This is a genomic window from Grimontia sedimenti (assembly GCF_011045095.1).
Taxonomy (GTDB): domain Bacteria; phylum Pseudomonadota; class Gammaproteobacteria; order Enterobacterales; family Vibrionaceae; genus Enterovibrio; species Enterovibrio sedimenti.
Window position 1 is genome coordinate 203,962 of record NZ_JAALDL010000003.1, and the last position, 13,833, is coordinate 217,794.

The 13,833-nt window shown below is 48.0% G+C and carries 15 protein-coding genes; 12 read left to right on the top strand and 3 right to left on the bottom strand.

What is annotated here, in order from left to right:
- The first annotated feature begins 298 nt into the window (after positions 1-298).
- The 4 genes from G5S52_RS06405 to G5S52_RS06420 are packed head-to-tail and all read left to right on the top strand — an operon-like array spanning position 299 to position 2,533.
- Positions 299-841, top strand: coding sequence for a P-loop NTPase family protein (locus tag G5S52_RS06405; RefSeq protein ID WP_165012301.1), 543 nt, complete (start codon positions 299-301; stop codon positions 839-841).
- On the top strand, positions 838-1,452 hold the full coding sequence (locus tag G5S52_RS06410) for a LysE family translocator (protein WP_165012302.1): 615 nt from the start codon (positions 838-840) through the stop codon (positions 1,450-1,452). The genes G5S52_RS06405 and G5S52_RS06410 overlap by 4 nt, the downstream gene beginning before the upstream one ends.
- A 34-nt stretch (positions 1,453-1,486) precedes the next feature.
- Entirely contained in the window at positions 1,487-2,068 is a 582-nt protein-coding gene (locus G5S52_RS06415; protein WP_165012303.1) for an NAD(P)H-dependent oxidoreductase, read from the top strand.
- A gap of 21 nt (positions 2,069-2,089) precedes the next feature.
- Positions 2,090-2,533, top strand: a complete 444-nt coding sequence (locus tag G5S52_RS06420) for a GNAT family N-acetyltransferase (protein ID WP_165012304.1) — start codon at positions 2,090-2,092, stop codon at positions 2,531-2,533.
- A 73-nt stretch (positions 2,534-2,606) separates the two neighbouring features.
- Here the strand turns inward: G5S52_RS06420 and G5S52_RS06425 are convergent, their stop codons facing one another.
- Positions 2,607-3,512, bottom strand: a complete 906-nt coding sequence (locus G5S52_RS06425; RefSeq protein ID WP_165012305.1) for a glycoside hydrolase family 17 protein — start codon at positions 3,510-3,512, stop codon at positions 2,607-2,609.
- A 65-nt stretch (positions 3,513-3,577) separates the two neighbouring features.
- A complete protein-coding gene (locus G5S52_RS06430) occupies positions 3,578-4,453 on the bottom strand; it encodes a glycoside hydrolase family 17 protein (protein ID WP_165012306.1) in 876 nt (291 codons plus the stop codon).
- Positions 4,454-4,824: 371 nt separating this feature from the next.
- Here G5S52_RS06430 and G5S52_RS06435 point away from each other — a divergent pair, with 371 nt between their 5' ends.
- Complete coding sequence (locus G5S52_RS06435) at positions 4,825-5,874, top strand: NAD(P)H-dependent flavin oxidoreductase (protein WP_165012307.1); 1,050 nt, start codon at positions 4,825-4,827, stop codon at positions 5,872-5,874.
- Positions 5,875-5,926: 52 nt separating this feature from the next.
- Here the strand turns inward: G5S52_RS06435 and G5S52_RS06440 are convergent, their stop codons facing one another.
- Positions 5,927-7,930, bottom strand: coding sequence for a methyl-accepting chemotaxis protein (locus tag G5S52_RS06440; protein ID WP_165012308.1), 2,004 nt, complete (start codon positions 7,928-7,930; stop codon positions 5,927-5,929).
- Positions 7,931-8,364: 434 nt separating this feature from the next.
- Here G5S52_RS06440 and hinT point away from each other — a divergent pair, with 434 nt between their 5' ends.
- The 7 genes from hinT to ycfP all read left to right on the top strand — a co-directional run bounded on the left by hinT (position 8,365) and on the right by ycfP (position 13,629).
- A complete protein-coding gene (hinT, locus tag G5S52_RS06445) occupies positions 8,365-8,715 on the top strand; it encodes a purine nucleoside phosphoramidase (protein WP_002540486.1) in 351 nt (116 codons plus the stop codon).
- A complete protein-coding gene (locus G5S52_RS06450; RefSeq protein WP_165012309.1) occupies positions 8,715-10,157 on the top strand; it encodes a COG3014 family protein in 1,443 nt (480 codons plus the stop codon). The genes hinT and G5S52_RS06450 overlap by 1 nt, the downstream gene beginning before the upstream one ends.
- Positions 10,157-10,543 carry a YcfL family putative periplasmic lipoprotein gene (locus tag G5S52_RS06455; RefSeq protein WP_165012419.1) on the top strand — a complete coding sequence of 129 codons (387 nt, stop codon included), beginning with the start codon at positions 10,157-10,159 and terminating at the stop codon, positions 10,541-10,543. Before G5S52_RS06450 ends, G5S52_RS06455 begins: the two co-directional genes overlap by 1 nt.
- 22 nt (positions 10,544-10,565) lie before the next feature.
- Positions 10,566-11,159 carry a penicillin-binding protein activator LpoB gene (gene lpoB, locus G5S52_RS06460; RefSeq protein ID WP_039850289.1) on the top strand — a complete coding sequence of 198 codons (594 nt, stop codon included), beginning with the start codon at positions 10,566-10,568 and terminating at the stop codon, positions 11,157-11,159.
- Between the two features lie 3 nt (positions 11,160-11,162).
- On the top strand, positions 11,163-12,005 hold the full coding sequence (locus G5S52_RS06465) for a phosphotransferase (RefSeq protein ID WP_165012310.1): 843 nt from the start codon (positions 11,163-11,165) through the stop codon (positions 12,003-12,005).
- Positions 12,006-12,029: 24 nt separating this feature from the next.
- Entirely contained in the window at positions 12,030-12,881 is an 852-nt protein-coding gene (locus G5S52_RS06470; protein WP_165012311.1) for a DUF6279 family lipoprotein, read from the top strand.
- Between the two features lie 208 nt (positions 12,882-13,089).
- On the top strand, positions 13,090-13,629 hold the full coding sequence (gene ycfP / locus G5S52_RS06475; RefSeq protein WP_165012312.1) for an alpha/beta hydrolase YcfP: 540 nt from the start codon (positions 13,090-13,092) through the stop codon (positions 13,627-13,629).
- The last annotated feature ends 204 nt before the right edge of the window (positions 13,630-13,833 follow it).

A 13,833-nucleotide genomic window follows, 5' to 3' on the forward strand; every position in this document is an offset into this window, starting at 1 on the left:
ATGAGAGTCGGAAAAGCCAGATAAACTGACAAATAGGGATGTTCACTGCTGCTAACCGAGTGTTAGCTATTAATACAGAATATTGTTGTAATCTTCTGTATTTAAAGGAGGAATGGTTGACTTCCTTATTGGCATTGACAACTATAGGTGTATGAAAACGAATTCAATGCTCAAACTCATCCGAATTATCATCATTCCATAGGAATGGTGGGGATGCTGTCGCGCGTTATATTTGCAGAACCCACCCAAGAGGTGGGTTTTCTTTTTTCTGCTTCTTGGTTTTTATCTTGGAGGCGACATGAAGAAAATAGCGGTATTTGGAAAACCGGGAAGCGGTAAATCCACCCTCAGCAAAAAACTGGCGTCAGAGACCGGGATTGCTCTCTATCAGTTGGATTCCATGCTTTACCAGAAAAATGGAGAGCAGGTGAGCCACGAAGGTTTTGAAGCGCGGCATGATGAGATACTGGCCTCGGAGAGCTGGATACTGGATGGTATGGGATTGCTCGGTTCGTTTAACAAACGTTTGGAAGCGGCAGATACGCTGGTTTATGTTGAACTGCCTTACCTGACAAGCTATTGGCTGGTCACCAAACGACTGCTGAAAGGTTTGTTCATCAAACCGGAAGGATGGCCTGAAGGAAGCTCGGTTCTCAAAGGCAGTTTGCAAAGTTACAAGTTTCTCAAACTGTCACCGAAGTTCTGGAATGACAAGTTCCTGAAAAGGCTTGAAGCCATGTCCGAGAACAAAAACGTGTATGTCATCCGCTCGGTAAAGGAATTGAGTGAATTCGTTCATCAATGTGAGGAAATACGACACAGGGAGGGTCAATCATCATGACCATTGCTTCTGGTCTCGCACTGTTTTTCGCTATGGCACTTTCCGCGCTTGTTCCTGGCCCGAGCGTGTTTGCGACGATTTCACGTTCGATGGGGAGTGGAATGAAGCAGGGTATGCTGCTCGCGTTAGGGATCCTGATTGCGGATTACATTTTCATCTTCCTTGCGCTTTCAGGACTTTCCGCACTATCGAAAGTGCTGGGTGAAGTGTCTTTCGTCATCAAATATGTCGGCATTGCTTATTTGTTTTGGCTCGCCTACGTCAGTTGGACGGCAGAAGTCCCTGAGGAAGGAGAGTCTATCCCTTCGCAATCATCGAGGTTTTCAAGCTTGCTGACGGGCGTTGTGGTCGGCCTTTCTAACCCGAAAGCAATTTTGTTTTACATGGGGTTCTTTCCCGCGTTTGTGGATGTGACTCAAATCACCGGGCTCCAAGTGGGTGTCATTCTTTTGATTTCTACCGTTGGCGTGGGCGGTGTGTTGGGGACGTATGCCTATTCCGCGGCTAAAGCAGGCAAGATGCTAAAAAGTAAGCGTGAAAAGCAAATTCTGAACAAGGTGTCCGGCGGCTTTATGGCGTCGTGTGGCGCGTTTCTTTTCGCCAAGTCTTGATAGAACGAGTGGCAATGAAACAAGGGAGAATTTCATGAAGTGTTTGGTGGTACTTTCGCACCCTCTTAAGGAAAGCTTGTGCAGTTACCTCTGTCAGGAAACGATTAAACACCTTGAGTCAAAAGGCTACGACATCACCTTGTTAGATCTATATGGTGCAAACTTCGACCCAGTGTTAAGTGCTGAAGAGAGGCAAAGCTACTATGCCGAAGATTTTGACCGAAGCCGACTCAGCAAAGAGCTAGAGCAGCTGGTGGAGGCGGAATCGTTAGTGCTTGTCTTTCCTACCTGGTGGTTCAGCTTTCCCGCCATGCTGAAAGGCTGGATTGACCGTGTATGGGCGCCTGGCTATGCCTACGATCATGACGCGGAACTAGGGGCCATTAAGCCGAAATTGGGCAACCTCAAAGAAGTGAAAGTGGTGACCACGCTTGGTTCCCCATGGTGGGTGGATAATCTGGTGATGCACAAGCCGGTGAAGCGCGTATTGAAAACGGCCATTTTAGGTGCGTGCGCGAAAGAGTGTAAGGTGACTTTCCTTTCTCTTTATAACGCCGAAAAGGCGGGTAGGGAGCAGGTCGATAAATTTGTCCAGAAGATCAATGCGAAGTTTTAAGGTCAACAGTAGGGAGAGAAGATGGAAATCCGCAAAGTGGTGTTAAGGGATTTGGAAGCGGCTCAGGAATTGGTGAATTCGGTGTCAGAGGCAGACGTTATGCCTTTGTTTAATGAACAAGGACAGGCTGAGTTCAAATCCCGGATCCTGCCAGACCTCGCTACCACTTTTGATGATTCCCGTTTCTACACCGTCATTGCGTTTAAAAATGAGAAAGTTATTGGGTTTGCAGCGTTGCGCGAAGGGAATTATCTGACCCATCTTTTTGTAGCCAAATCTACACAAGGCACAGGGCTCGGGAAACGCCTGCTAGAGCATGTATTAACAACAACTAGCTCGAAAGAAATATCGCTTCGCTCATCGGTCAATGCTTTGGCTTTTTATGCATCACAAGGTTTTGAGGCAACAGGTGAAGAATCAGATTTCAATGGTATTCGTTTTGTGCCTATGAGGTTATCCCGATGATGTTTGCTTCTTTGTAAGAAAACCATATATAGGCAGGAAAAGAAAAGGGCGGTTAGTCCGCCCTTCGTTGTAGTCAACCGTACAGAGACTGCATGACCAGTTTTGGTGTGCGGTCCACCTTGAACAGACCCCAGTGTTTCTCTGGCTCTTCAGGGTGGTTGTCACCTTTCCATGGCTCGTCAAACGCTTCGAAGACAAAAGTCAGAATCTTTTCATCACGCGTCCACTGCAGCAGTTGGTCATAGTAAGCTGCCTGAAGTTCTTCAGACGCGTTCCATGCTTCAATGCCACGGCCGTTAGAGGCTGTTGCCCAGCCAGCTTCGGTAATAACAACAGGCTTACCTGGGTGACGATCGGCGACATCGCGGTAGTTTTGCTTGGTGTATTCCAGCGCGTCGTCGATAGTTTTGTATTCCCAAACCGGGTAAGTGTGCAGGGAAATGAAGTCAATCACTTCAACCAGTGCGTCCAGTTTGTAAGTCCAAGGCACGTAGTTTTCACAGAAAGTGACAGGTTGGCTGATGCTGTCTTTTACTTTCTGAACGTGCTCGACCAGCTTCTCAACAGAGATCAAGTGATCGGTCCATTCAACACTGGCCTCATTACCGACTGAAACGTAACCCACGATTTCTGGGTATGCGTTTGCGAGCTCGATGAGGCGATCGATTTCTTCCTTGTTGTGCTGGCGATTTTTCTCCAGCGTTTCTTCGCTGAACTCTGCTCCCCAAGGACAATTTGGGTTATTCATTTCAGCCGCAACATCGGCGCCTAGCATTACTTTGAAATCAAGTCCTTCGTCGCGAATAACATCCAACACCAGTCTTGCGTGAGTGCCACAGTCGTATAGACGCAGTGCAGACCAGTTGTGGGATAGGATAAGAAGGTCTTCTTTGATCTCTTGGTACGTTGGGTAAATTCCCTCACGAGGGTTTTGACCTTCACGATAGCCTGAGTAACAAATGGCGTTTCTGTATTCCATAGCGCTTTTTACCTTAGTTTTCTTATGCCTGCAGATAGTCCGCAGGCGCTTTGTAATGTGTTCTGTTAGGTTGAGTACTTGAAGTTGCCGTCTTTGTCCCAAAGACCCCAGTACGCACCTACCGCGCCTTCCTTTTCCACCTTCCAGGCTTCATCGAAAGACGAGAAATAGAACACATCAATGTTCTCTTCTTCTGCCCATGCATAAGTATCAATGAAGTACTTCAGGGCGTTTTCTTCTGAAGGTATCGAGCCGCGCTCGGGAACACCTTCGTTTGGCCAGCCAGTTTCTGAAACAATCACTGGTTTGCCTTTACCGGCATTCACTGCACGGCGATACATTTCCTTCATGTAAGGCACGGCAAAGTCTGCCGGACAGCCTTCCCAGAAGGGGTAGCAGTTTGTCAGTATCACCTCACAGGCGTCGGCGACGCGAGGGTGATTTTCAAATAAATAGTAAGCATCAACGTAGCCCACCTGAACGTCAGGCAGTTCTGCCTTGGCGCGTTCGATGTAGCTGATGAGTTCGTCTTCATGCAGGTCTTCACGAAGAAGCACTTCGTTACCCACACCAAGAATGTCTACATGCCCTTCGTGCGCGACGGCGATAGCGTTTTGCAGCTCTTCCTCGTTCTTTTCGTGGTTTCCGTCAATCCAAACGCCAACCATGGTTTTGAGCCCATACTCTTTGGCGATTTTTGGAATGAGCTCATTACCGTCGGTACAAGAGAAAGTACGAACCCAGTTAACGTGTGGGGCAATGATCTGAAGCCTTTCGTGGATTTGAGCTTCAGTGATGATGGAACCAGGTCCCTGTCCATCAACATAGGGGCTGAAAGAAATCCCATGGATTTTTGCATCCACCAAATCACGTGTTTTTTGCTTGAGGTAGCTCAGCCACTCCTCACCTTGAGGCGCAGCTCGGTTGATTCTGCTTGACACTCTCCAAACTCCCTTTCGGATAGTCGCACTTTCTTTGAGTGCGGTTATTCACTGTCTGTTTTCTATTTTTTGTTAGATTGGCTCTTCAAATCGCCTTGGGTAACAGCACCGAAAAACGAAAAGAAAGCGCTTTCTTTTTGAATTAAGCCATACGAAAGAAATATGACAACCCGTAATGTTGCGAACATGTACATGGATCACATTTGAATAGATGTGGGTCAAAAGTATTTTAATATGCATAATGATTCATTTAGGCAAGGATAAGATTCTGGAAATTAAGGAGTTGCTCACTGGTTAAACTCGGATTTTGGCGTAAGGTATAGCCTTGATGGTGCATAGGTTAAAATGTACAGAAAATTGGGGTGTTGAATATGGAAAAGTTTGACTTTGCCAAATGGGTTGGTGTGGATTTCCCCTTGGTTCAGGCCCCCATGGCTGGTGTACAAAACAGCAAGTTGGCGCTTGCGATTTGCAAAGCTGGCGGGCTAGGTTCAGTGCCTTGTGGCATGCTGGATGCCGGCGCTGTCGTTGAGGAAATCAAGCGCATGAAAAAGGGAACCAATAAGCCTTACAACCTCAACTTTTTCTGCCATGCCTCTTATCCCTTTGATGCAGAGCGCCACCAAGCCTGGCGCATTCAACTTAAACCTTTCTTTCAGCGATATGGGATTGATGAGTCTGCGCTGGGAAACAAAGCCAGTCGTCTTCCATTCAGTCACGAGATTGCTGACGCCATTGAGGACTTTGCGCCACCTATTGTTAGTTTCCATTTTGGTTTACCAGAGCCTTCATTACTGGCGCGTGTAAAAGGGTGGGGGGCGAAAGTCCTTTCCTCGGCGACAACGTTGGAAGAAGCACAATGGTTGGAAGACAACGGCGCGGATGCTGTCATCGTTCAGGGTATTGAAGCGGGCGGGCATCGCGGAATGTTTTTGACAGAGTCATTGGATTCTCAGCGGCCGACCATGGAGTTATTGCCTAAGGTGGCTGATGCGATCAATTTACCCGTGATAGCGGCCGGCGGTCTCGCAACCCGCGATGATGTGGTGCAGGCGCAGGCTTTCGGCGCAGATGCGGTTCAGATTGGTACGGCATACTTGCTGAGTGATGAAGCCAGCACTTCGGCGTTACACCGTCGCGCTTTGACGTCGGAAGCAGCAAAAAATACGGCGCTGACCAATGTGTTTTCTGGCCGCCCGGCGCGGGGAATTATTAATGGTGCCATGGCTGCATTGGATTGTATCAATGAAAAAGCACCGGTGTTTCCTTTTGCTTCTATTGAAATGGGACCACTGCGTGCAGCAGCAGAAAAAGAGGGCAGGGATGATTTCACACCGTTATGGTCAGGAGTGAATAACAGCCATTGTGAAGCGGTCAGCGCGGCAGCGATCACTCGAAAGTTGATGGGTATCTGCAAGTAGAGACTAATAAAAAAGCGGGCAATGAGCCCGCTTTCTTGTTGGGTGATTTTGATTACACTGTGAAGCGATGAACCAGTTCGTTCTGGTTAACGGCTTGTTGGTCCAGTCGCTCACTCGCGCCAGCCACGTCCTGCATAGCGGTATAGCTGCTGTCGGCGATAAAGCTGATGTGCTCAACGTTGCGAGCGATATCTGCGGAGGTGGTGCTTTGCTCAGAAGCGGCTTGCGCAATCTGGCTGCTCATGTCACTGATCATCATGATGATAGCTTCAATTTCTTCCATGGCAGAATTGGCGTCAGACGCCTGCGCAACACTGTTACTCATTTCTTCCACGCATTCTTGCATCACCAGCACCGCTTGGCTCGACTGGGTCTGCAACTTGCTAATCATCTCTTCAATCTCAGAGGTTGAGTCAGAGGTACGCTTTGCCAGAACGCGAACTTCGTCTGCAACAACCGCAAAGCCTCTGCCTTGTTCACCGGCACGGGCTGCTTCAATCGCCGCGTTAAGTGCCAGCAGGTTGGTTTGATCGGCGATGTTGCTGATCACGTCCAGAATGGTTTCGATATTCGCAGTCATCTCTTGGAGTGAGGAAACCACGGCAACAGAATCATCCAGACGGCTTGAAAGCTGGTGAGTCGTGCTGATGTTACGGGTCATGATTTCGCGGCCCTTCGTCGCAGCATCGCTCACTTCCATCACTTTATCCATGGTGTGGCGCGCACTGTTTGCAACGTCTTGCACCGAGTGCTCCATTTGCGTCATGGCCGCGGCGACTGCGGTGGTTTGCTGACGCTGCTCATTAAGCTGAGCTTTTGCGGTTTGCGTGGTGGACTGGTTCGCAGCTGCAACCTCAGCTTGCTCTTCTGCAGCATCGCGAAGCTGTCGAAGAATGCCTTGAAGATTTGAAGCCAGGGTGTTGATGTGGTCTGCCAGCTGGCCAAATTCATTGTGTTCTTTCACTTCGATGCGCTGGGTCATGTCGCCTTCAGTGATGGCTTCCAGAACGTTCAGGGTGCTGCTCAGTGGCTTACGAACGCTTCGCGCAATGTGCCAGCCAATGAAGACGGTGATTGCCAGAATCAGCGCACCAATGAAAATCGTCTGGCGAACACCATTTTTGAAGGTGTCGTTAGCTTGTGCGATAGATGCAGACATCACGCTTTCCGCTTGACCGCGGAACTGGTCGAGAATGTCCATCGCACTGTCAACTTCTGACGCAAGGTTGCCGATGTTGGTGTAGAGCTCGTTAGTCGCAACCAGGTATGCATAGTGCTGATCAAGGACACCACCTTCGCGGCTCACGTCGCGGGTAAAGGCATCGATGTCTTTCTGGAATTTCTCTTTCAATTCTGGAAGCTGTGAAGTCAGTGAACGGAAAGAGTAGTTCAGTTGCTTCACGCTACGGCGGTTGCCGTTCATGGCTTTTTCTACATCAGCCAGTTTGTTGCTGGCTAATGCGTCGGAAGTGTGGGTTTCCGTTTCCTGAAGCTTTTTGAAGTAGGTTTTTGAAATAATTTTCAGCGTCGTGGAGCCATTATTCGCCACGAAGTCCTGCATACCCAGAGCCAGTGACGTATTCATGCGCTGGAATTGACGAGCGGCGGTTACACCCTCTTCTTTTGCAGTTTGCTGGCGTTGGAAGTTACCAATTGCCACTGATGCTTCAGAGAAGTAACGTTTTTCGATCTCACGCAGAGATTCCAATTGCGAAGCCAACTCCGCCTGACCGGAAGAGGCCTGATAGAGGTTGTTCAGTGCCGTATCGAACTTCTGTCTTGCTGCTTCAAAGTTTTCCAATACTTGTTCGCTTTGAGAGCCGTTAGTACTGGTCAGGTAGTCTTTGAATATTTTGTCTGCGGCAAGAAGGCTAACACTGGCTTCGTTAGATAAGGAGACGAGGGGAAGTGCTTCTGAGGTGACGACTTCTAGCTGGTCGTGGATGTCTTGAGAACTTCTAAGGTTAAGGGTGTTGGTTGCCACCAGACTCACTGCGAGTACCGCAAAGCCGGCATACATCCGACGAATCACAGAGCTTTGTCGTTTTTTAGCCATTTATATTCCTCCCACCGGCGATTAACCGATGCCTCCCGAAACGCGCGTTCTAGCAAAAAGAAAAGGAACACGCTTAGTATTATTGCTTGTAGTTATATGCCGAGCTTCCTGCTTCGTAACGGGAAGGTCAGCCCTGTTCTAACACATCGCTTTTCTTGTCATCCGCCAGTATTTCAAAAACTTTAAACTTAAAAAGGTCAATACTTTCTAACCTTTGAAGTGAGACGCAAATTTGTTGAGAGAGTGGTTAATAAACAGCTAGGGGTTGATAACTGAAGCTGAAAGCTGTTTCTCAGTTGGTATGAAATTGTTACGGAAAGTGAAGAATTGAGGTAGAGGCAACTATCTACGATAAAAAACACTGTTCATTATTGCCCAAACTCTTTGTCTCTAGCATACTTACAGCTCTGTAACCGATTCATTTGGAGTTGCCCGTGGCTGAAGAAACCATATTCAGTAAAATCATTCGTAAGGAAATCCCGGCTGACGTGGTTTACCAAGACGACCTTGTTACTGCCTTCCGAGACATCAATCCTCGTGCTCCAAGTCATATCCTGATCATTCCAAACAAGTTGATCCCAACCGTGAACGACGTTGAAACGGAAGATGAACTGGCACTTGGTCGCATGTTTACTGTGGCGCGAAAATTGGCGGCTGATGAAGGCATCGCAGAAGACGGTTACCGTCTGATCATGAACTGCAATAATCACGGTGGCCAAGAGGTTTACCACATCCACATGCACCTGGTTGGTGGCCGTCCTCTAGGACCAATGCTGATCGGTTAATGATTAAAAAGCCTTTCTTGGCTCTCGCTGGTAAGCGCAGAGCCAATTCGTCATTTTCTAAGAAATTGGTGGCATTCTGTCTGGGACTCAGTCTGGTCGGGTGCGCCAATCTTTCAGCACAGGCGTTATTCAGTCACTACTCCGCTGCGTTGCAACAGCCGCATGCGCTGGTGGCTAGGGGTGAGTATCAGCAGGCGCTGGAGCAACTGCCCGATTCACCCGACGGTGAGATTCTGGATGGCATGGAAAAAGGACGCTTGGCACTGCTTGCTGGCGACCTCGAACAGAGTAAAGCCGCACTTGAACAAGCAGAACTAGCTGCAAAGGCAGAACAAGACAAAGCGATTATCCGGCTTTCTAAAGGCGTCGATCAGATAGGCGCATTGGTGACCAACGACAACATGCTCACCTACATGCCGCCGGATTATGAGCTTGGCTTTCTTCATCTGTATTTGATGCTGAACTACCTGAAAGAAAACAATCTTCAAGGTGCATTGGTTGAGGCACGTCGCGCCAATCAGGTTCAGGAGCGAGCGAAAAGACTGCGAGACAGCGAGCTTCAAAACGCATCAAACACGGCGACACAGAATGGCATCGACGACAATGTCGGTGCAGTGTTGGCGAAATATCCTCCTGCAGGCAAGCTGTTAGGCTCGGTACAAAATGGTTACCTGTTTTACCTCTCCGCGTTGCTCTATGAAGCGGAAGGTAACCTGAATGGTGCATTCATTGATTACAATCGTGCTTTAGCGGTGGAACCTGACAACGCCTATATCGCGGATGCCGCGATGCGCGTCGCTTTTCGTCAGGGACGTCGCGATGAATTGAGATTGCTTGAGAAAAAATATGGCCAGTATCAACGTCCGGACAGATCGAAAGGGCAGTTGGTCGTATTAAATGAACAAGGTGTGGTGAATGCCCGTGATTTCTGGCGTTTGCCGTTGTGGTTGTCTGATAGCCGGGGCTATCTTGAAGCCCATACGGTGAGTTTGCCCTATTACCGTTCCTATACTGCAGCTCCCCAGAAGTCATTCAGTGTGGATGGCCAAACAGTCAAACCAGTACAATTGGCGAATGTGAATGGCATGGCACAGAATGCGTTAAGTGAAGCCATGCCGGCGATGGCGGTGCGTCAGATTTTGCGTGTTGTGGCAAAAAACGAGATGCGTAAGTCTCTGACTGAAAAAGATGACAGCGGCATTGGCAATCTCGTCGTCAACATCTTTAATGTGTTGAGTGAGCAACCGGATACCAGAAGCTGGCAGACGCTACCTGAAAGTACGGGCGTTTACAGCGGGTTTTATTCTTCAGGTCAGCACACAGTGAATGCTGACGGACAATCTATTAACGTAACCATAGAATCAGGAAAAACCACGTTAGTTTGGCTATCCAGACAGGGCGGTCACGTGGTTCATTGGCAGGGGATATTAGGAGGCATATGATGAAATATGCAGCAGTTCTGTTATCAGCAAGCATGTTGCTGGCAGGTTGTGCGAACAACACCGCTGGGATCAGCATTGATAGCAGTAACCAAAATGTGGTGTTGGGAAATTCGGTGTTGTCGAAGAACCTCGAATTTGGCAATGCGAAAACCAGTATCGTGAACGAGCGACTGCTGGCACAGGTGATGGTGACCAATAAGAGTGATGAGTCCCAGAACCTGCAATACCGTTTTAACTGGTATGACGCTCAGGGCTTGGAAGTGGACAGCGGCAAGTCGCCGTGGCGCCAGTTTATTGTTTACGGTGGCGATTCAGTGACACTTCAGGGTGTGGCGTTAAACCCGGATGCGAAGAACTTCCGAGTCTCGCTCAGAAATATTCAGTGACTATAACGAAATGGGTAAAGCAATGAAGAAAAGCCTAATTGTGCTAATGGGTGCAGCTGCACTTATCTTGGGAGGATGTGCTAAGCAGGTGAGCTATGGCGATGCTCAGGAAGTAGAAACCACAACGATTGACTTCGGCTCGACTGATCTGCAAAAGATCGCGGTTGAGATGACAGACAGCATGTTGTCCTCTGGCTCTGTATCTTTTATCACCCGCAACGAACGTCCAATCGTGTTTGTTGAGTCAATCAAAAACAAAACTGCAGAGCATATTGATACTGAATCTATCACTGACACCATCAGCACTCGTTTGATCAACTCTGGTAAATTCCGTTTTGTTGACATGACCCGCGTTGAAGCTGTGCGTGAACAGTTGGATTTCCAAAACAACGATGCACTGGTGAACCCAGGTACTGCTATCCAGTTCGGTAAGATGGTTGGTGCGCAATACATGCTGTATGGCAACCTGTCGAGCATCAACAAGCAAGATGGTAGCGATAAAGACGTTTACTACAAAATGACTATGCGCCTGATGGATTTGGAAACGGGCCTGATTGAATGGGCAGACGAAACTGAAATCCGCAAGAAGCAGTCTAAGTCTCTGATTGGATGGTAGTCATTGCTTTCAGCTGACGAAAAAGAAAAGGCCGCAGTCATTGAAAGACTGCGGCCTGATTTTATTATTAAGCAGGCAGAATTTCTTGAAGGCGGATTAAGTAATCGCTGTATGAAACTCACTGCGGAAGATGGCCGCCAATTTGTTTGGCGACCGGAAGCAGCATCCGCAAAGGCATTTGGCTTAAGCCGTGATAATGAATTTGAAGCTCTAACCGTAGCGTCAAAAGCTGGTTTGACCGTCCAGCCGGTAAAACGTTATCCGGAGGGGTTACTGAATCCCTGGATTGAAGGTGAGACGATGGCGGAGGCTTCGCTGGACATCGCAGCGACGCTTCAAGCTAAGATCCACGAAATGCCCGCTCTTTCGAATACGTTTGATCCTTTTGATAAAGGATTGGTGTATTTCAGCAATCTTTCCGCAAGCTCGTTGAATGATTCATTGAAAGCAGTTCATGAGCACCTTCAGAAGCATCGATTTACCTCAGGCTTGCCGCTTGCTACTTGCCACTACGACTTGGGTTACTACAACTTTATCCGCCAGACAAATGGTGAAATCAAAGTCATAGATTGGGAGTATGCCGCGTTTGGCGACCCAGCCATGGATTTAGTGATGACTTCTCTCGCAAATGGACTAGATCTTGAAACCTTGGTCAATCGATACTGTCAAATCAGACGTATAGATTCTGTTGCTGACTGGCAGAACGCCTGCAGACAATGGCTGCCTGTTGCGAATTATTTGGGTGGCCTTTGGTATGCGCTCGGCTTTGAACTTTACGGTGACGAGATTTATCGCGAGAGAAGCGTCTTCTTTTTAGAGAAAGCGGAAGGGCATATGGCAGTTTAAACAAGCCACGGGGGAATCACGGAAATGACATTCAGCAAATCTTCAGTTAGGCATTTCTTTTTGTCGCTGGCCGCTGTATTTCTGCTTTCTGCCTGCACCAACCAGTTTGCTTACAACACGCTACCTTTCTGGATTGACTACTACCTCTCTGACTATGTTGATACAACATCTGCTCAGCAAAAGCAGCTGGATAACGATCTTGAAGCATTCCATGAATGGCATCGCAAGAACGAACTGCCAAAAATTCAGGTTTTGCTTGACCAACTTGAAGCAGATATGGCGAAGCCACTTTCTTACACGCGCATTGGTGACTATCACCACCTTGTAAATACCCGCATCAAGACCTCACTGGAAGGGCTGACCCCGACTCTTGTGAATTTGATTTCATCGATGAGTGACGAGCAGGCCCAGAATTGGCTCGACACAGTTAACAAAAACATCGAAGAAGCGGTCGAGAAGGCCAACGAAGGTAGCGCAGACGAGCAGCAGGTGCGCCGTCAGGAACGGTTAGTCGAACGGGCAGAGTTTTGGGTAGATTCGGTCAATGCCAAACAGAAGAAACAGTTTCTGGAAATGGCAGGCTACCAAATCGAAATGCGCCCTGTGTTTTATTCGATTCGTGATGAATTGATGACAGAACTCGAAGGGATATTGATGAACCGGCAAGACCCTAATCTTGGCGAGCGAATCAATGCCTATTTCTCCCGTCTGATTGCTTTCCAAAGTGAGCAGCATAAAAACGACATGGCGTTGTATTTAGCCCGACGCTATGAGCTTTTGCAGCGTCTAGATCGCCATCTGTCAGAGAAGCAACGAACCGCAATGCGCAACAAGCTTGCCTCTTACAGCGAAGACATTACTGCTGTTTTGAACTAGTGTGGCCCGGTAATCGCCAATTCGTCTCAAAACCTTGAGCCGTACCCGTGTTTCTGTCTTAACCCTTAATAATGTACGTGATTGAGTGGTAGAATTTCTGAACCAAGCTTTTTGAACCCGCTGGTTTCGGTTCAATGCCATTTAAAGCGGTTAACTTGAGAAAAGATTAAAAGCTGGGTGAACCAGCGACGAGTGAGAGGGACTTTTAGTGATTATTTATCTTCACGGCTTTGATTCAAACAGCCCCGGAAACCACGAAAAGGTCATGCAACTGCAGTTTATTGACCCAGACGTTCGCTTCATCAATTACAGCACACTTCACCCTAAGCACGACATGCAGCACCTTCTCAAAGAAGTGAGCAAGCAGATGGAAATGTCAGACGACAAATCGCCTTTGATTTGTGGTGTCGGACTTGGCGGCTTCTGGTCTGAGCGCATTGGCTTTCTCAGTGGCATCAAGCAGGTGATCTTCAATCCGAACCTCTTCCCGCAGGAAAACATGGAAGGGCGTATCGACCGACCTGAAGAGTATGCCGACATTGCAACTAAGTGTGTTGAGAATTTCCGCACTAAGAATGCCGGTCGTTGTATGGTGGTGTTATCAAAAGAAGATGAGATTTTGGATAACTCGCGTTCAGAAGAAGCATTGAGCCCTTACTACGACATTGTTTGGGATGAAACGCAGACGCATAAGTTTAAAAGCATCTCCCATCACCTGCAGGCCATGAAAGCGTTTAAAGACGCGTAACATTTCGCTTATACCCAAACTCGCTGAATCCGGCATCTTCAGGTTATTTGGGTATACATGGCTTAAAGAGCATCAGCTGCGAAGGCTGGTGCTCTTTTTGTATGAGCTATGTTATCAATTGGCGTAAAACTCATCAGTCTCGCCTATTTTCGCTGCATTTAGTGTGGATTTAGGGATTTAAAAATTGATTGAGATCAAGTGACC